Below are 18,377 nucleotides of genomic sequence, written 5' to 3'. Positions count from 1 at the left end.
AATTAAACAATCAATACATTGATTATAAATATATTACAAATCAAAAAGAGACCATAGGAACATTGTACGAACGGCTTTCAATATTGTACGGAATGGAGTAAATTGCTTTTAAAGCTTAAATATGTCCAAATTATAATCCCCTTAACAGATTCTTTTCCCAGGCTAGTTTAAATTTGTTAAATTTCATACATGAAGGCTCTCTACTTTATCGCCATTCTTCTTATAACATTTTCCGCTGTAGCCCAAGAAGACTTCTTGGCGAAACAGTATTTTAATGATGGTGATTTTGAAAAAGCGGTGATCTACTACGAAAAATTAGTGGAGAAAAATCCGCGTAGAACAGACTACACCGAAGGCCTGATAGCCACCTACCAGCAACTGGAACGATATACGGACGCAGAGGAATTTCTCTTAAAAAAAATTCAAGAACCCCATGTCTACCCCACCTTGTTCATAGAATTGGGATATAACTACACCCTGCAGAACCGTCCTGAAAAGGCCAAGGAATACTACGAAAAAGCAATCTCCCAAATAGACCAAAACCCCAATTACGGTTATGGCATAGGGTATCGCTTTCAAAAATACGCCTTGCTCGACGAGGCCCTCAAGGCCTACAACAAGGCAATGGAACTCAATCCCCAACTTGATTATAATTATCAAATGGCCCGCATTTATGGGGAACAGGGCAATATTGAAAAAATGTACGTTTCGTATTTAAACCTGATCAGCGAGGGAAAAACCTCAAAATCGAACGTACTACGGAGCATTGACGATTTTATTACTGCCGATCCCGAAAACGAGAACAACCTCATTCTCAAAAAAACACTGTTGCAGAATGCCCAGAAAAACCCCAATATCCTTTGGAACGAACTTTTAAGCTGGCTCTTTGTGCAACAGAAACAATACGGCAGTGCCTTTCGGCAAGAGAAGGCTATTTACAAACGTATGGAAGGCGCCAATACCCAACGTCTCAACACCCTCGGAAACATTACCCTAGAGGACAACGAAACCGATACCGCCCAAGAAATTTTTCAATATATAGCCGATAACAGCGCCGATGCCATAACCAAGCTCAACGCCCAGCTCAATCTAATAGACATCCAGCTTTTAGACCCTTCGGAAAAAGCGCTTGAAGAGATACAAAAGCAATTTGACGAGCTGATAGCGCTTCACGGATACAAGGCACAGACCCTTCAGTTACAGGTGGCCTATGCCAACTTTCTCACCTTTAAAAAAGAGAATCCCGAAAAAGCCGTACAAGTCTTAAAACAAAGTCTTGAGCTACCGCTGAACAACCGGGGCAAAGCCTTCGTAAAACTCGCACTGGGCGACATCTTGGTCTTTGACAGGCGATTTAACGAAGCGCTCATCTATTTTTCACAAATACAAAAGAACCTTAAAAACGACGTCTTAGGGCAAAATGCACGTTACAAAGTGGCACAGACCAGTTTTTACAAGGGCGATTTTGATTGGGCCCTTACCCAGTTAAAAGTATTGAGGAGTTCCACTTCACAACTTATTGCCAACGACGCCATGCAATTGAGCCTATTGATTTCAGACAATTCACTGGAAGACTCTACACAGACCGCCCTAAAAAAATACGCCCGGGCCGACCTGCTCGCCTATCAGAACAAAACAAAAGAGGCCATCACCGAACTTGACGATATCTTAAAAAACCATAAAGGCGAAAAAATTGAAGACGAGGCCCTTTTAAAGCAAGGCGAGCTCTTAGAACGCACCAAAGCCTACGAAGCGGCCGAATACAACTACCTAAAAATAATCGAGTTCTACGCCAACGGTATACTGGCTGACGATGCGCACTTTAAACTCGCCGAACTCTATAGAAACAAACTGAACCAACCCGAAAAAGCCAAAACGCACTACGAGAAAATTATCTATAACTACCAAGACAGTTATTATTTTCCACAAGCGCGAAAGAATTTTAGAATGTTGCGAGGTGATGCCGTGAACTGAGATAGTTATCTAAAGCAAACACAAACAATAGAGCATGGGCAGATTCACTTTGATTTTTCTAATTACACTATTTTTTTCGGGTCAGGTGATAGCAAAACCCACCCCACTGAACGAAACCGAAAAACTTGCTTCGGTCGGCAAAGTCTGGGGTTTCCTAAAATATTACCACCCCAATGTAGCCAAAGGAAAATTCAATTGGGACGAGCAGTTATTCACAATTCTGGCTAGAACGGAAAAGACCAATTCCAAGGAAGAACTATCACAAGTATTAATAGATTGGATAGGTTCACTCGGTGAAATAAAACCCTGCAAGTCTTGCCAAACGCCCACATCTACGGCCCGTTTCAATAAAAACTTTGATCTATCGTGGATACAGGATAACCAGCTCTTTTCAAAACAGCTTTCCGATAAACTCCGGTTTATAGAAACAAATAGGTTTCAAGGCAAGCAATACTACGTGACCACAGCTAAAAAGACAACAAAGGCACAAAATATCATTATCCAAAATGAACCGGAATACCCAAACTTCCTATGGAAAGATAAGAACTTAAGGCTACTAGCCTTATTCAGATATTGGAATACGGTTGCGTATTTTTTTCCATACAAGTATCAAATGGACACCCCTTGGAACGATGTATTAACACAAATACTGCCTAAGTTTCTTCACCCCGAATCTGAATTGGATTACCATTTGGCTATGCTAGAACTAGTGGTACATATTGATGATTGCCACGCGGGTTTAAGTACAGACACACTAAATGAATATTTTGGGAATAATTACATTCCCGTGACCCACAGGATAATCGACAATAAAGCTGTAATCGTAAGACCTTTTAACGATTCATTGGCCCGACTAAACGATTTAAAAATTGGAGATGTCATTAGCAAAGTGAACGGACAGAACGTTATTGATGTTTTTGAAGAAAGAAAAAACTATATACAAGGCTCCAACCATGCCGCTAAGCTGGCTTTTGCCCGGAACAAAATTTTTAATGGCAGTACAGATTCGGTCACGGTAGAATTACTAAGGAATGGAAAACCCATTACCAAAAAAATAGGAAGGTACCCGTTTAAAGACTTTAATTACGAGCAACCCACAAAGAAAAAATATAAAATACTCAACAATACTATTGGTTACGTAAATATGGGAGAAATTACCCAAGAGGACGTCTCGCAAATGATGGATAGTTTAATAGACAAAAAAGCTATCATTTTTGATATCCGAAATTATCCTAAAGGCACTATGTACCTAATAGCAAATTACCTGAACAGCAGTCCAAAAGAATTTGTGAAAATTGTAGTTCCAGATTTGGGTTACCCAGGTAGGTTTAAGTGGACAAAAACACTAAAATGCGGAGGCTCCAATAAAACTAAGGAACACTATAAGGGCAAAATTATTCTGTTGGTCAACTCACAGACAATCAGCCGTGCCGAGTTTACCACCATGGCTTTTCAGACATACGACAATGTAATGACAATTGGCAGCCAAACCTGTGCTGCCGATGGAAATGTTAGCCCAATTGGATTCGTAGGCGGTTTCAAAACAGGAATTTCCGGGACAGGTATTTTTTATCCTGATGGAACAAAAACCCAGAGAGTTGGCGTAAAAATTGATGTAGAAGTAAAACCTACTATCGCAGGTATTCAAGAAGGAAGGGACGAGGTATTGGAAAAGGCATTAGATTTGCTAAAAGACTAAAAAAACCAACACTATGTACATATACAATGTAACAACCAATATAGAAGAGTCGGTGCATGACGAATGGCTTATATGGATGCGTGAAGTGCACATACCCGATGTATTGGCCACCGGCAAATTCTTGAACGCCAAGATGAGCAAGATATTGGTAGAAGAAGAAATGGGAGGTATCAGCTACTCGGTTCAGTTCACCACCTTGAGCAAGGAAGTACTGGAAAGCTATTATGCGGAAGACGCACCCAGATTGCGTGAAGATGCCCATAAACGGTTTCCGAACAAATTCGTTTCGTTCAGGACCGAGATGGAAATCGTAAGTGAACACTAACGATTCAGCTCCAGTAAAAATGCCACACCTCTTCACTTACGGAACCCTTCAAGACCCGTATATACAACAACAGGTTTTCGGGCGCAGCCTGGAGGGAAGTCCCGATGTGCTGAACGGTTTTCGTATTTCCCCAGAAAAAATAATGGGCAGATACCTGGTTGCCGAAGAAACAAACAGTACGGAAGACCGTATTGAAGGCGTGGTTTACGAATTAGAACAAAACGAATTGACAAAGGCGGACCAATACGAAGGCGCCGCATACAAGAAAAAGAAAGTCGGTTTAAAATCGGGCAAGACGGCTTGGGTTTATATAAGGGCTTAAAAGAAAAATATGGGCAAAAAAAAGAAGAAACGTTACGAACAACACTCCACAAAGTCTTGGAAAGAAGATAGTCCCGTAAAGGCGAAGAAGCATTTAGGCCAGCACTTTTTAAAGGATGAGGAGATTGCCAAAAAAATTGCGGACACCCTTTCCCTGGAAGGCTATAGAAATGTAGTGGAAATAGGTCCGGGTACGGGCGTGCTCACCAAACATTTGCTCTTGCGCGATATGAACCTTGTTGCCATGGACCTCGATGCCGATTCCATCGTCTACCTTAACCACAGTTTTCCCTTGGAACACCCTAAAGCCATGGCCGGAAAAGGCTCTTTACAAGTAGTTGAGGCCGACTTCCTAAAATACGACCTATCGGATGTATTCGGCAATGAGCCCTTTGCCATAACAGGAAACTTCCCCTACAACATATCTACCCAAATCGTTTTCAAGATGCTGGAACTAAAGGAACAGGTACCCGAGTTTTCAGGTATGTTCCAAAAAGAAGTGGCCCAACGTATTTGCGAAGGGGAAGGCAATAAAACCTATGGCATTCTATCGGTATTGGTACAGGCCTATTACGATGCCGAATATTTGTTTACGGTACCTCCCCAAGTATTTGACCCTCCTCCAAAAGTGCAGTCGGGCGTACTCCGCTTGGTCCGCAAAAAGGACTTTACCCTTGACTGCGACGAAAAATTGTTCTTCAGGGTAGTGAAAGCCGCTTTTAACCAACGCAGAAAGACCATTCGCAACAGCCTAAAGACTTTCGATCTATCTCCCGAACTCAAGGGCGACACCCTCTTTGACCAACGCCCTGAACAGCTTAGCGTAAACGATTTTATCGCATTGACCAAGAAAATAGCCGCTGATATGGCATAGCGATTGCTTCGGCTATCACTTTCAAGAAGAGATATTGGCATTGCCCTGCACTAAAACGGAATTTTTATTGATAAAGCGTGCTAAGAAATCGTAAAGAGCACAACGCTTTAGTCGTTTTTCTTTAGCTTTGCGGCAGTTTCTTCTTTACCGTTTTCTATGATAGCATAAAATGACACCGTTTAAACTCACAGATGAACTCCTAGCTGAGATCGAGCAGCTTATAGAATCCCGAAGGGATACCGAATTGGTAAACCTGATGGAAGATATACATTACGCCGATATCGCGGAAATCATCAATGAGTTAAACGAAGACGAAGCTACCTACCTGATCAAGCTTCTTGAAAGCGATAAGACCTCCGATGTTCTGACGGAACTTGACGAAGATGTTCGAGAATATATCCTTAACAACCTTTCGGCCAAGGAAATTGCCGAAGAGCTCGATGAACTCGACACCGATGATGCCGCCGATATTATCGGGGAGCTTCCGAACGAAATTATCCAAGAGGTCATTTCCGAAATTGAAGACCGAGAGCACGCCAAAGACATCGTAGACCTTTTGCGCTATGATGAGAATTCCGCAGGGGGCCTAATGGCCAAAGAGCTCGTAAAGGTCAGGGAAAGTTGGGATGTTCTCAAGTGCGTAAAAGAAATGCGCGCACAGGCCGAGAACGTCACTAGGGTCCACTCCATTTACGTAGTAGATGATGAAGATAAACTCAAAGGCCGCCTTTCATTAAAAGATTTACTGACCACCTCCACCAGAACCCATATCAGCGAGGTGTACATCCCAAAAGTCGATTCGGTAAACGTCAACCAAAAACCCGAAGAAGTAGCCAAGATCATGTCTAAATACGATTTGGAGGCCATTCCCGTAGTTGACGAAATCGGACGTTTGGTAGGCCGTATTACCATTGATGATATTGTAGATGTTATCCGTGAAGAGGCCGACAAAGATTATCAAATGGCGGCGGGTATCTCACAAGACGTAGAAGCCGATGATAGTATTTGGGTACTCACCCGCGCACGGCTTCCTTGGCTATTTTTGGGACTTGTCGGTGGTATTGGGGCCGCAGGTATCATGGGCGGATTTGAGGAACTGATCAGCAAACATGCGGTGCTGTTCTTCTTTACCCCTTTAATTGCCGCAATGGCGGGCAACGTAGGAGTACAATCGAGTGCAATCGTGGTTCAGGGTCTTGCCAACGACGACTTAAAGGGCAGTGTAGGAAACCGTTTGATAAAAGAAATGCTATTGGCCCTTCTAAACGGTACCATCCTAGCTTTGATCTTACTACTTTTTACTTGGCTATGGAAGGGAGACTTCCTTACCTCCCTGTCTATTTGCCTATCTTTGGTAGCGGTCATCCTAGTTGCGGGCTTTATAGGCACCTTTATCCCCTTATTCCTGCACAAACGCGGCATCGACCCTGCAATAGCAACCGGACCGTTTATTACCACCAGCAACGACATATTCGGCATCCTTATCTACTTTTCCATAGCAAAAATGGTGTTGGGCATCTAAGGCAAATCATCTATTTTAGTACCTTCGTAGGCTATTCAATGGAATATAGGACACATCTCTCCTCTCCATTCGAATCAAGACAAAACCATCTTAGGTAAACCGAACACATAGGCTTTCTTCATACGGTGGGGATATAGCTTATACGAACACTTATAAAAAGGCGCAACGCCCATACAACTATGGCTGAAAAAATGAAAATTTTACATGTAGATGTAAACCACCCCTTACTGATAGAACAGTTTAACGAACTTGGTTTTCAAAATGACGAAGACTACACTTCCTCCAAAGCGGAAATCGAAAGTAAAATACATGAGTACGACGGACTTATTATCCGCAGTCGATTTAGCATTGACAGTGGGTTTCTAAACAAGGCCCGTAAGCTCAAATTCATAGGTAGGCTGGGTGCCGGTCTAGAAAATATTGACGTACGCCATGCCGAAGCCAACGATATATTTTTGGCCGCGGCGCCGGAAGGCAACCGTAATGCCGTTGGGGAACATACCTTGGGCATGTTACTTTCCCTATTCAACAAACTCCAAAAAGCCGATAAAGAAGTGCGTTCAGGCAAATGGGACCGTGAGGGCAACCGCGGTATAGAATTAGACGGCAAGACGGTTGGTATTGTCGGATATGGCAATATGGGCAAGGCCTTTGCCAAAAAGCTCCGTGGCTTTGACGTGGAGGTCATCTGTTACGACCTTCAAGGTGGCGTGGGCGACGAAAATGCCCGTCAAGTAGGAATCATGGAGTTACACCAGCGTACCGACGTCTTGAGCTTACACGTACCCCAAACCGAACTTACCATCGGTATGATCAACAGTGAGTTTATAGAAAAATTCCACAATCCGTTTTGGTTATTGAACACGGCAAGGGGCAAGGCGGTCGTAAGCGAAGATTTAGTTTCGGCCCTTAAGTCGGGTAAAGTGCTAGGTGCGGGTCTAGACGTCCTTGAATACGAAAAGGCTTCCTTCGAGAACATGTTCGGAACCACGGCCAATGACAACAACACCCCCGCAGACCTTAGCGGAATGCCCGAGGCCTTTCAATACCTGATCCAAGCCGACAATGTCGTACTGACACCCCACGTAGCTGGATGGACGGTAGAAAGTCTCGAAAAACTGGCCCAAACGGTAGTCGACAAGATTAAGGCAAAATTTTGCTAACTTAGAAGACTATAATCCACGCTGTAAAGTACCCCCATCGGATTGTGAAACGTTGAGTTTATTCATCATAAAATCAAAAAACGATGCACTTAGGTAACTTTTCGGTAAGCCTGAATGTCAAGGACATTCAGGTGTCAAAACAATTTTATGAAACCTTGGGCTTCTCCGTTTTCGGCGGAGATGCTTCCCAAAACTGGTTGATCATGAAAAATGGTGACGCTACGGTGGGCCTTTTTCAAGGTATGTTCGACAAGAACATCCTCACCTTTAATCCCGGCTGGAATAGCGATGCGGAAAAGCTTGACACCTTTACCGACGTTCGAGACCTACAAAAACAACTCAAGGCCCAAGGCATCACACTAGATACTGAAGCCGATGAGCAAAGTACCGGCCCGGCAAGTTTTATGCTCAAAGACCCTGACGGCAACCCTATTCTAGTAGACCAACACCTTTAATGATGAAACACAAGGCCGATACGCCGGAAGCATATATTGCCCAACTACCGGAAGAGCGACAGGAAGCCCTTTCCCGGCTTCGAAAGACCGTTTTGGACCACCTGCCCAAAGGCTTCGAAGAACAAATGAGCTACGGCATGCTTGGCTATGTGGTTCCCCATTCCGCTTATCCAAATGGCTATCATTGCAATCCTGAACTTCCACTTCCCTTTATAAACCTGGCCTCACAAAAGAACTTTATTGCACTGTACCATTTGGCCATTTATGCCGACCACAAACTATACAGTTGGTTTATTTCCGAATACCCTAAACACTGCAAACGGAAATTGGACATGGGAAAAAGCTGCATCCGTTTTAAATCGATGAACGACATACCTTACGACCTCATTGCCGAACTTTGTAAAAAGATGTCCGTTGACGATTGGATCGCACTGTACGAGAACGCCCTAAGGCCCAAAAATAAGTAAGCCCGACCCCAACCGGAGGTTTTCATTAACGAGGCAAAAAAAACATATTTACCGACAAGAAAAGCACCCCTAAACAAAGCTAGGAAAACCATTAAACAGGCTTTTTTATAAGTTCATTATCCCTTAATTTTATAGAAACAAACTGCTCAAAAAAAACTATAACCATGTCAGAAGAAAAAAAAGATTTCGGAAAAGATTTTGCAGAGGAAGCAAAAAAAGCCGCCAATGAATTTAAGGAAGAAGTCAAGGAAACTTTTGACCCAAACCAGCCCGAAAGCGGAAAGATTGTAGCCATCATCGCCCATATTACCATAATCGGATGGATCGCGGCGCTGATTATGAACTCACAGAACAAAACAGAGTTCGGAAGTTTCTATATCCGGCAGACCTTGGGCATCTGGCTACTTACCATTCTTTTAGCCTTTATTCCCATCATAGGCTGTTTCGCTGCAGTAATCGGTTTGGTATTGATCGTGATGAGCCTGATCAATGCGGCCAACAATAAAATGGCCCCAACAGCGGTCGTGGGCGAATACTTTCAAGACTGGTTTAAAAGCCTATAATGAACCGAGGGTTAATATTTAATAGATGTCCGCAATAGAATTAAAACCCATGTGTAAGAAAGACTGGACCTCGGTATCCGAAATATATGCCGATGGCATGGCCACGGGCCACGCCACTTTTGAATATCAACTCCCCTCTTATGAAGCATGGAATGCCAACCATCTTGAAAGCTGCAGGCTCGTTGCTTATTCAGGGGATAAATGCATCGGCTGGGCGGCCCTGTCGCCCGTATCGAAAAGGGCGGTATACCGAGGTGTGGCCGAAGTCAGCATCTATATTGCAAAGGACGCCCGAGAAAAAGGGGTAGGTTCTCGATTGATGCAGTCTTTGATCAAGGAAAGTGAAAAACACGGTCTATGGACCCTACAATCGGGAATCTTCCCCGAAAATAAAGGAAGCATCCACCTTCACGAGAAAATGGGCTTCCGCTATATTGGCAAACGCGAACGTGTTGGCAAAAGAGATGGAGTCTGGAAAGACAATCTGTTATTTGAACGAAGAAGTACGACCGTAGGAAATGATTAAGCCGCTCCCCTAGCGGCTATGAATTTTGTTGCGCTTCCATAAACTTGCGCTCCAATTCGGCCTGAAACTCTTCCATTACAGGTTTTACCGTGCTTTCGGGCAAGTCTGATATTTTAATGTACATCAATCCGTCTACCGCATTGTTGAACAGGGGGTCCACATTAAAGGCCACAACTTTCGCATTCTGCTTGATATACTTTTTTATCAATACGGGCAAACGCAGGCTTCCCGGTTCTACCTCATCGATCAGTTTATCAAATTTATTGAGGTCGGCTTGGGTCTCATCGAAGACAAACTCCTTATCGGCGTCTTTCAATTTAACCTTGAACTCTTTCTTAGGCCTTACATACTGCGCCACGTAGGGATCCCAATAATTACTCTTCATAAACTCGATCATCAGCGATTTTGAAAAGTTCGAGAACTGGTTACTAATGCTCACCCCTCCAATCAGATATTTATGCTCGGGGTAGCGCAAAGTGGTATGAACAATGCCCTTCCATAAAAGGAAAAGGGGCATGGGCTTCTGCTGGTATTCCTTGACGATATAGGCCCTTCCCATCTCAATGGACTGGCTCATCATCCCGAAGAGTTCGGGCTCAAAGCGAAACAGGTCTTGAAGGTAGAAACCATCTATCCCGTATTTGGCGAAAATTTCAGACCCAAGTCCCATTCGGTAGGCCCCCGCGATCACTCTTGCCTCATTGTCCCACAGAAACATATGATGATAATACGAGTCGAACTCGTCAATGTCGATGGAGTTATTGGTTCCTTCCCCAATCTCGCGAAAGGTAATCTCCCGTTGACGTCCAATTTCCTGAAGGGCATAGGGCATTTCATCGGCCGGGGCCAAAAACACCTCGTAATTCTTGCTCTGCACCATACGCCTATCGTTTTCGATAAGCTTTGCGATTTCAGCCTCTATAAGATCGGCCCGAACGGGTTGAACGATCTGTCGGGGCTGTTTCGGTAATTTTAATGTGGTAGGAATCTGGTCGATCAATCGTTCCTTCTCATAAATATTAGAGAGGATGTAGGTTTTTCTCCGTATAAGTTCAGTAAACTCCTCCAATGATTCTTGTTCATTCTGGGTAGCTACCGAAATAGGCTGGCCAATGCGTACCTTAATGGGCCGGTTCCTTTGCGAATATACCTCTGAGGGTAGTTTTGCCGTTCGAAAGACACCGCTGATCTTCGCCAAGCGATAAAAAAGCTTGCTATTTCTCGCGTGAAAATAAATAGGTACCACGGGCACTTGGGCCTTGCGTATCAATTTCATGGCAGTAGGTTCCCATGGCCTATCGACCACCAGTTTTCCTTCCTTAAAAGTAGACACCTCCCCTGCTGGAAAAATTCCGACGGGATGGCCTTCCTTCAAATGCAACATGGCGCTTTTAAAACCGGCCATACTGCTTTTGGCCTCTTTATGGTCTTCAAACGGATTCACCGGAAAAATATAGGAAGCCAAAGGCTTGAACCTTTGCAAGAGAAAATTTGCTATTACTTTATACTGCGGCCGATGTTGAAGCATCAGCTTCAGTAGTATAATACCGTCCATTCCCCCAAGAGGGTGGTTGCTCACCGTGATAAACGCCCCTTCTTTAGGAAGCCGCTTCAAATCGTTTACGGGAATTTCATAATCGATTTCGTACTCTTCCAGAACGGCATCCAAGAAATCGGTACCATTAAGATGGCTCATCTTATCGTACCGTCGGTTCATGTTTGAAATTTTCGTGACCCTTAGCAATATCCAAGCCACGAACGTACCAAAAAACCCGTATTTATCAAGATTGGTAGCATTGGCCACTTCCTTCGCGGTCACTAAACCCATAGTTATATCATCAATTAGGTAACCGCTAAGATAGGAAAAACACGAGAGGCCAACCGCTTTTTAACAAATTTAGACCTACAGCATGAAGATTACTTCACTACTAATTGTAAAGTCTCCTTACCTCTCTGTTCTAAGAGCACTTCATGTCCGTTCTGCAAAGACTCGATCGCTTTTTCGTCAAAATGTCTAATGGTATATAGGGATACGCCTTCATGGTGTACGACCTTGAACCTGCTTTTCAAAAGGTTTAAAAGATCTTCCAACCGACCGAAACGATTATCGACACAGACCGAAAAACTAATGGCAGAATTCTGGATCAGGTCTACTTTCATTTTATGGTCATGGAACAATTTAAAAAGCTCACTGATACTATCTTCTACGATAAAAGAAAAATCCAAGGAAGACAATTTCATCAATACCTGGTTTTTCTTAACGATAAAACAAGGCACCTTGGGCTCTATCCCTACACCCTTACCCACCGTAGTACCCGGATCGGAAGGATTCAAGAAAGATTTCACGTGAAGCGGAATTTCTTTTTTCTGCAGAGGCTGAAGCGTCTTCGGGTGGATTACCGAAGCCCCGTAAAACGCCAATTCGATCGCCTCACGATATGATATGTTGTTCAATAATTGAGTTTCCGAAAAATACCGTGGATCGGCATTGAGTACGCCGGGTACATCTTTCCATATGGTAACCGAATCGGCATTTAGGCAATAGGCCAATATGGCGGCCGTATAATCTGACCCCTCCCTACCCAAGGTCGTTGTAAAGTTATTGTCGTCACTACCCAAAAAGCCCTGGGTTATATTGAGTTTGGACTTATCAATGTTTCTAGCAACCCGTTCTTGGGTCTTTTCCCAATTGACCGACACATCGCGATAACTGTCATTGGTTTTGATAAAGTCGCGAATATCGACCCAATTGCTCTTGATACCTACCTCATTGAGGTAAGCATTCAGTATGGTCGTAGATATCAACTCGCCATAACCTACCACTTGGTCATATACAAAGTTATAGTTAGGTGATTTATTCCATGCCAGAAATCCCTGCACCTCATCAAAAAGGCCTTTTACTTGGGAAAAAATCACATGCTTATCATTGTCAAAAAGATCCTTAAGAATAGCATCGTGATAGGCTATGGTTTCTTGAAATGCCGCCGCCAAGGCAGACTTATCGCTAAAATAGGCATTGACCGTAGCCTCCATGGCATTCGTGGTCTTCCCCATGGCCGAGACCACCACAATGGTATTGCTATGCCCCGTTTGTTTTAAAACATTGACCACATTTTTCACTCCGTTGGCATCTTTAACCGATGCTCCTCCAAATTTGAATACGCGCATAAATTTCTCGATTATTCTATATTGTACAAAAGCCTATGATGGCCCTATATTTCCTCTAAAATTGATTGTCCTTTTGAACGGTCGCCTGAGGTCCACACCCAAGTCTCGTGTAATCTCAATTTTCCGTTCCCCATAGTTTCTGGAACTGAAGTACATTCACCTGTCATCAATTCATTATTGACATTGATTTGCTGATAACGCATTTCTATGGTACCGTTATCGGCCACCAATCCGATCAACTGTCCTTTTACAATATTTCCACCGCTGTAATCGGCGGACAAAATTTGACCGGTCTGATGATACTCGAAAATGGTTTCCTGTGTAGTTTCCGAATTGTCAGATCCCGAAATGGGCCTGAATCTTTTTTCGTTATAATTCATTTCAGCGGATTAAACGTTTGCCAAAAATTCCTTGATTCCGTTTTCGTCCATCTGAACCACATCCCAATCTCGCATGACCTTGGCATGGTTTTTTTCGTAAAACGCAATGGCCGGTTCGTTCCAATCAAGCACTTCCCAACAGATCCTGCGAACACCTTGGGCATGACCGTACTTGACCACTTCGGTCAACAAGGCCTTCCCTAGTCCGCTACCCCGCATACGCTCGGTTACGATAAGGTCTTCCAAATGAATGACCCTGCCTTTCCAAGTAGAATACCTCTGGTACACCAAGGCCATACCGACAACCTTGCCTTCGGCCTCACCTACGAAGCAGTGAAATTGCTTTTTCTCCCCAAAACCGTCTTCGATCAAATCGTTTTCGGTTACCTCTACGGCATCCGGTTCCTTTTCAAATACAGCAAGTTCATTGATCAATGCCAATACCTGTTGCATATCACCCGGTTGCGCCTCACGAATCGAAAATTCCATATTGTTACAAATAAAACACGAAGTTATAAATTTAAATAGTCAAATATAAATGAAACGTTCATAGTTTCACAAAATAGCCGATATTTGTTCCTGTAACAACAACCTCCTATTGAAATATGGTCAAAAAGAACATTACTCTTGGCGAATTCATAATAAAAAACCAAGCATCATTCCAATATTCATCCGGCGAGCTATCTCGACTTTTAAACGGACTAAGGCTGGCCGCAAAAGTGGTCAACCATGAAGTCAACAAGGCCGGCCTGGTAGATATCATCGGTGAAGCCGGTGACGTTAACGTACAGGGCGAGGACCAAAAGAAACTGGATGTCTTGGCCAACGAAAAATTCATACAGACCCTCTCAAAAAGGGAAATCGTCTGTGGAATCGCTTCGGAGGAAGAGGAAGATTTTATCAGTATCAACAGTTACGATGAAAAACACCAGAACAAGTATATTGTACTTATCGACCCCCTAGATGGCTCATCGAATATCGATGTCAACGTATCCGTCGGAACCATTTTCTCTATTTACAGAAGGGTAACCCCCGTTGGTACCCCTGTAACCTTGGAAGATTTTTTGCAACCGGGCAGAGACCAGGTCGCAGCGGGATATATCATTTACGGTACCTCGACCATGTTGGTATACACTACGGGCGACGGCGTTCAAGGATTCACCCTTAACCCGGCCCTGGGCACCTTTTACCTATCACACCCCAATATGGAATTTCCGGAAACCGGAAACATTTATTCGGTAAACGAAGGAAACTATGTGCATTTTCCTCAAGGTGTAAAAGACTATATCAAATACTGCCAAAAAGAAGAGGACGACCGACCATACACTTCGCGATACATTGGCTCTTTGGTATCTGATTTCCATAGGAACATGATCAAGGGCGGCATTTATATGTACCCTAAAAGCAGTGTATCTACTAATGGTAAATTACGCTTATTGTACGAGTGCAACCCCATGGCCTTTTTGGCCGAACAGGCCAATGGAAAAGCCAGTAACGGAAAGGATAGAATACTTGACCTTAAACCGACCGAGCTCCACGAACGGGTACCCTTCTTTTGTGGAAGCCGTAAAATGGTAGAAAAGGCGGAAGAGTTCATGGCCGCCCATAACGAATAAAAAAAGGCCGGAAAAACACTTTTGTTCTCCCGGCCTTTTTTCTGATTTTGTCTTAGTGTTTCAATAGGTAGATATAATCGTCAAATTCGATTTTACCGCTGAAAATCGCCACCGATTTTTCGATGACCTTATCGGCTTGTTCCCCTGTAAAGCCTAAACCAATAGCATACTTCTTCAGTAATAACATTTCTTCTTCATCTATATGATGGTCTGAAAAAATAATACGGAACAAGTCGTATAAACGCTCCAATCTTCTTTCTGAATTATGAGGAGGGTCTATAGGATATTTATTCTCGCGCTTCATTACCTCCTTGTATTCGGCTTCGGTAATGTCGAGCTTAGACGCAAAACGGTCTAACATACTTTTTTCCTCGGAACTAATCTCACCATCTATACTGGCCAAAGTGGCCAATGCTGCAAAATGTGCGAGGTTCCTTCTATGTTCACTGCTTGTATATAAATCTGCAATCGCCATATATATCAATTTTATTGGCAGCAAATATAATTTTTTTAGAGGTCATTCCCCTCTTACAGAATGATTATTTTGAGCTGGTTATTTGCCACCATTCCATATCACCACATACCCATACCGTTTTGGAATATTACGTAACTTTCAATGAACATGAAAAATCCACTTCTCGAATTCACCGATAAAGGTATTTATTGCAGTGTCGCCAAGGTTTATCTAGACCCATGGAAAGCTGTAGATAAGGCCATAATATCCCACGGTCATGCAGATCATAGTAGATGGGGACATAAACAATACATTACGCATCATAGAAATGTACCTATAATTAGTCATCGTTTGGGCGAAATTAATGTGACCGGAAAAGAATGGGGCGAAACTTTTAGCATAAACAATGTAAAATTCACCTTATATCCCGCAGGACATATTATTGGATCTTCCCAAATTCGCGTAGAACATAAAGGAGAAATATGGGTGTTTACAGGAGATTACAAAACTGAACACGATGGTATTTCTACGCCATACGAGCCTATTAAATGCCATACTTTCATAACGGAATGTACCTTTGGACTTCCTGCTTTTAAATGGACACCTCAACAAGAGGTTTTCGAGAATATCAACCAATGGTGGGAAGAGAACAAATCTGAAGGCAAAACTTCAATTTTATTCGGGTACAGTTTGGGGAAGGCGCAGCGTCTCCTAAAATATCTTGACACCGATATTGGAAAAATATATACCCATGGCGCCATTGAAAACATGACCCAAGTATTGCGCCCACTGGTTGATTTTCCAGAAACGACCTTGATTACCAAGGAAACCAAAAAAGAAGAACTATTGGGAAACATTGTTCTTGCCCCACCCAGTGCTCATGGCAGTACGTGGATTCGTAAAATGGTTCCATACGTAACAGCTTCAGCCAGTGGTTGGATGACCTTTCGGGGTGCGCGCCGGCGTCGGGCAATTGATAAAGGTTTTGTTTTGAGCGATCACTGTGACTGGCAAGGACTTTTATCCAGTATTGAAGCCACCGGAGCGGAAAAAATTATCTGCACCCACGGTTATACCGAAATATTTTCCCGATACCTGCGCGAACAAGGTTATGACGCTCGTACGGAAGAAACTCAGTATGGAGACGAAGAGGACAATACGGTTCCTGATGAAACAGCAACCCTAGAAAAGCAAACATCATGAAACCACAAACAACATCAGAAACGGATGTCCCAACCTCCATTGCATCAAATGAATTGGGCATGAGAGGATTCGCTGTACTAATAAAAACACTGGACAGCACCAATAAAACTAATATAAAGGTTCAGGCTTTAGCCGACTATTTTCGGGTTGCTAATGATACGGATAAGGTATGGACCATTGCTATTCTATCTCATCGTAGACCACCTAGACCCGTTAACACCACACTGCTGCGCGAATGGGCTTCTGAATTGGCGAATATCCCCCTTTGGCTTTTTGAAGAGAGCTATCATATTGTGGGCGATTTGGCGGAAACCATTGCTCTCATTGTACCATCTAGCAAAACATCCACAGAAAAAACACTGACCCAATTTCTAGAGGAGATGATTGCGTTGAAGAAGAAATCCGACGTCGACAAAAAAACCTACCTCTTTGAGAACTGGAAAGTACTCGATTACTACGAACGTTTTGTTTTTACCAAGTTGATTACCGGAGGGTTCCGTATTGGTGTCAGTCAAAAATTAATGACCAGGGCTTTGGCCAAAGCAACGGAAATAGATGAGGATATTTTGGCCTATAAACTTATGGGAAACTGGGACCCAAATAAAATCACCTTTCAAGAACTTATTTTGGAAGAGAATGAAAGCGACTATCTATCCAAACCCTATCCATTTTATCTGGCCTACGCCATTGAAAATGAACCAGAGGATTTAGGCGATGTTACCCATTGGTCCGCCGAGCATAAGTGGGATGGTATCCGTTCACAGGTAATCCTTAGAAATGATGAGCTATTCGTCTGGAGCCGTGGTGAAGAATTAGTCACCGATAAGTACCCGGAATTCAACCTATTTATTCAAAAAATACCAAACGGTACTGTAATTGATGGAGAAATATTACCCTATATAGATGGGCAAATAGGCACCTTTAATGATTTACAGACACGCATAGGTCGCAAAACGATTTCCAAGGCTTTACTAAAGAAAGTCCCCGTTATTTTAAAGGCCTATGATATTTTAGAATGGGAAGGAAAGGATATTAGAAACAAACCTTTTACCGAACGTAGGGCTATCTTAGAAAAATTATTCAAGGAGGTAAACCATACTGACTTACCTTTTCACCTTTCAGAAACCATGCACTTTAATTCTTGGGAAGAGGCAGCCATAGAAAGGGAGCGTTCCCGTGAAATGTTCAGCGAAGGACTCATGTTAAAACACAAAGATTCTCCTTATTTAGTAGGTCGAAAAAAAGGCGATTGGTGGAAATGGAAAGTAGCCCCATTGACCATTGATGCCGTACTCACTTACGCTATGCGAGGTCATGGTAGACGCAGTAATTTGTTTACAGATTATACCTTTGCACTTTGGAACACCAACGATGAAGGTGAAAAAGAACTGGTTACTTTTGCCAAAGCCTATTCCGGCCTTACAGATGCCGAGTTTAGAAAGGTAGATGCTTGGATTAAGAAAAACACGTTAGAACGTTTTGGACCGGTGCGCTCGGTTACTCCACATCATGTATTTGAAATTGCCTTTGAAGGCATAGCCTTATCAAAGCGTCATAAAAGTGGGGTTGCCACGAGGTTTCCAAGAATATTGAGATGGAGAAAAGATAAAACTATTCACGAAGCCAATTCCTTAGGGGATTTAAAGTTGATGATTCCTTAACCCATA

General features: G+C 43.1%; 19 protein-coding genes. 14 read left to right on the top strand and 5 right to left on the bottom strand.

Annotated features, from left to right (window positions below):
• Positions 1-189 precede the first annotated feature (189 nt).
• The 11 genes from B4Q04_RS05635 (at position 190) to B4Q04_RS05585 (ending at position 9,889) form a co-directional block, all read left to right on the top strand.
• Positions 190-1,974, top strand: coding sequence for a tetratricopeptide repeat protein (locus B4Q04_RS05635; protein ID WP_013993489.1), 1,785 nt, complete (start codon positions 190-192; stop codon positions 1,972-1,974).
• Positions 1,975-2,008: 34 nt separating this feature from the next.
• The gene (locus B4Q04_RS05630) at positions 2,009-3,673 is read left to right on the top strand and encodes a S41 family peptidase (protein ID WP_088696218.1); all 1,665 of its coding nucleotides are present in this window, start codon (positions 2,009-2,011) and stop codon (positions 3,671-3,673) included.
• Positions 3,674-3,686: 13 nt separating this feature from the next.
• Complete coding sequence (locus B4Q04_RS05625; RefSeq protein WP_013993487.1) at positions 3,687-3,998, top strand: DUF4286 family protein; 312 nt, start codon at positions 3,687-3,689, stop codon at positions 3,996-3,998.
• A 19-nt stretch (positions 3,999-4,017) separates the two neighbouring features.
• Positions 4,018-4,320, top strand: coding sequence for a gamma-glutamylcyclotransferase family protein (locus tag B4Q04_RS05620; protein ID WP_013993486.1), 303 nt, complete (start codon positions 4,018-4,020; stop codon positions 4,318-4,320).
• Positions 4,321-4,329: 9 nt separating this feature from the next.
• Complete coding sequence (gene rsmA, locus B4Q04_RS05615; RefSeq protein ID WP_088696217.1) at positions 4,330-5,193, top strand: 16S rRNA (adenine(1518)-N(6)/adenine(1519)-N(6))-dimethyltransferase RsmA; 864 nt, start codon at positions 4,330-4,332, stop codon at positions 5,191-5,193.
• A 169-nt stretch (positions 5,194-5,362) separates the two neighbouring features.
• Positions 5,363-6,715 carry a magnesium transporter gene (mgtE, locus tag B4Q04_RS05610; protein ID WP_013993484.1) on the top strand — a complete coding sequence of 451 codons (1,353 nt, stop codon included), beginning with the start codon at positions 5,363-5,365 and terminating at the stop codon, positions 6,713-6,715.
• Positions 6,716-6,906: 191 nt separating this feature from the next.
• Positions 6,907-7,878 carry a 2-hydroxyacid dehydrogenase gene (locus tag B4Q04_RS05605; RefSeq protein ID WP_088696395.1) on the top strand — a complete coding sequence of 324 codons (972 nt, stop codon included), beginning with the start codon at positions 6,907-6,909 and terminating at the stop codon, positions 7,876-7,878.
• A gap of 83 nt (positions 7,879-7,961) precedes the next feature.
• Positions 7,962-8,333, top strand: a complete 372-nt coding sequence (locus B4Q04_RS05600; protein ID WP_088696216.1) for a VOC family protein — start codon at positions 7,962-7,964, stop codon at positions 8,331-8,333.
• A 2-nt stretch (positions 8,334-8,335) separates the two neighbouring features.
• On the top strand, positions 8,336-8,800 hold the full coding sequence (locus B4Q04_RS05595) for a DUF1801 domain-containing protein (RefSeq protein ID WP_088696215.1): 465 nt from the start codon (positions 8,336-8,338) through the stop codon (positions 8,798-8,800).
• A gap of 164 nt (positions 8,801-8,964) precedes the next feature.
• Positions 8,965-9,363 (top strand): hypothetical protein, encoded by a 399-nt coding sequence (locus B4Q04_RS05590; RefSeq protein ID WP_013993480.1) that lies wholly within the window; start codon positions 8,965-8,967, stop codon positions 9,361-9,363.
• Between the two features lie 25 nt (positions 9,364-9,388).
• A complete protein-coding gene (locus tag B4Q04_RS05585; RefSeq protein WP_088696214.1) occupies positions 9,389-9,889 on the top strand; it encodes a GNAT family N-acetyltransferase in 501 nt (166 codons plus the stop codon).
• Between the two features lie 16 nt (positions 9,890-9,905).
• Here B4Q04_RS05585 and B4Q04_RS05580 read toward each other — a convergent pair whose 3' ends face one another.
• The 4 genes from B4Q04_RS05580 to B4Q04_RS05565 all read right to left on the bottom strand — a co-directional run bounded on the left by B4Q04_RS05580 (position 9,906) and on the right by B4Q04_RS05565 (position 13,926).
• Positions 9,906-11,717, bottom strand: a complete 1,812-nt coding sequence (locus B4Q04_RS05580; RefSeq protein ID WP_013993478.1) for a GNAT family N-acyltransferase — start codon at positions 11,715-11,717, stop codon at positions 9,906-9,908.
• An 89-nt stretch (positions 11,718-11,806) separates the two neighbouring features.
• Entirely contained in the window at positions 11,807-13,057 is a 1,251-nt protein-coding gene (locus tag B4Q04_RS05575; protein ID WP_088696213.1) for an aspartate kinase, read from the bottom strand.
• A 44-nt stretch (positions 13,058-13,101) separates the two neighbouring features.
• Positions 13,102-13,437 carry a hypothetical protein gene (locus B4Q04_RS05570; protein ID WP_013993476.1) on the bottom strand — a complete coding sequence of 112 codons (336 nt, stop codon included), beginning with the start codon at positions 13,435-13,437 and terminating at the stop codon, positions 13,102-13,104.
• 9 nt (positions 13,438-13,446) lie between these two features.
• Entirely contained in the window at positions 13,447-13,926 is a 480-nt protein-coding gene (locus B4Q04_RS05565; RefSeq protein WP_013993475.1) for a GNAT family N-acetyltransferase, read from the bottom strand.
• A gap of 116 nt (positions 13,927-14,042) precedes the next feature.
• On the opposite strand from B4Q04_RS05565, the gene fbp reads away from it, so the two are divergent.
• Complete coding sequence (gene fbp / locus B4Q04_RS05560) at positions 14,043-15,053, top strand: class 1 fructose-bisphosphatase (RefSeq protein WP_013993474.1); 1,011 nt, start codon at positions 14,043-14,045, stop codon at positions 15,051-15,053.
• 52 nt (positions 15,054-15,105) lie between these two features.
• On the opposite strand, the gene B4Q04_RS05555 is transcribed toward fbp, so the two are convergent.
• A complete protein-coding gene (locus B4Q04_RS05555) occupies positions 15,106-15,528 on the bottom strand; it encodes a TerB family tellurite resistance protein (protein WP_088696212.1) in 423 nt (140 codons plus the stop codon).
• Between the two features lie 147 nt (positions 15,529-15,675).
• Here B4Q04_RS05555 and B4Q04_RS05550 point away from each other — a divergent pair, with 147 nt between their 5' ends.
• Positions 15,676-16,710 carry a ligase-associated DNA damage response exonuclease gene (locus tag B4Q04_RS05550; protein WP_088696394.1) on the top strand — a complete coding sequence of 345 codons (1,035 nt, stop codon included), beginning with the start codon at positions 15,676-15,678 and terminating at the stop codon, positions 16,708-16,710.
• A gap of 59 nt (positions 16,711-16,769) precedes the next feature.
• Entirely contained in the window at positions 16,770-18,371 is a 1,602-nt protein-coding gene (locus B4Q04_RS05545; RefSeq protein WP_088696393.1) for an ATP-dependent DNA ligase, read from the top strand.
• Positions 18,372-18,377: the final 6 nt, after the last annotated feature.

Origin of the sequence: Zobellia sp. OII3 (genome assembly GCF_002211465.1) — a bacterium.
GTDB lineage: Bacteria > Bacteroidota > Bacteroidia > Flavobacteriales > Flavobacteriaceae > Zobellia > Zobellia galactanivorans.
This window is presented reverse-complemented; position numbering and strand designations above follow the sequence as displayed.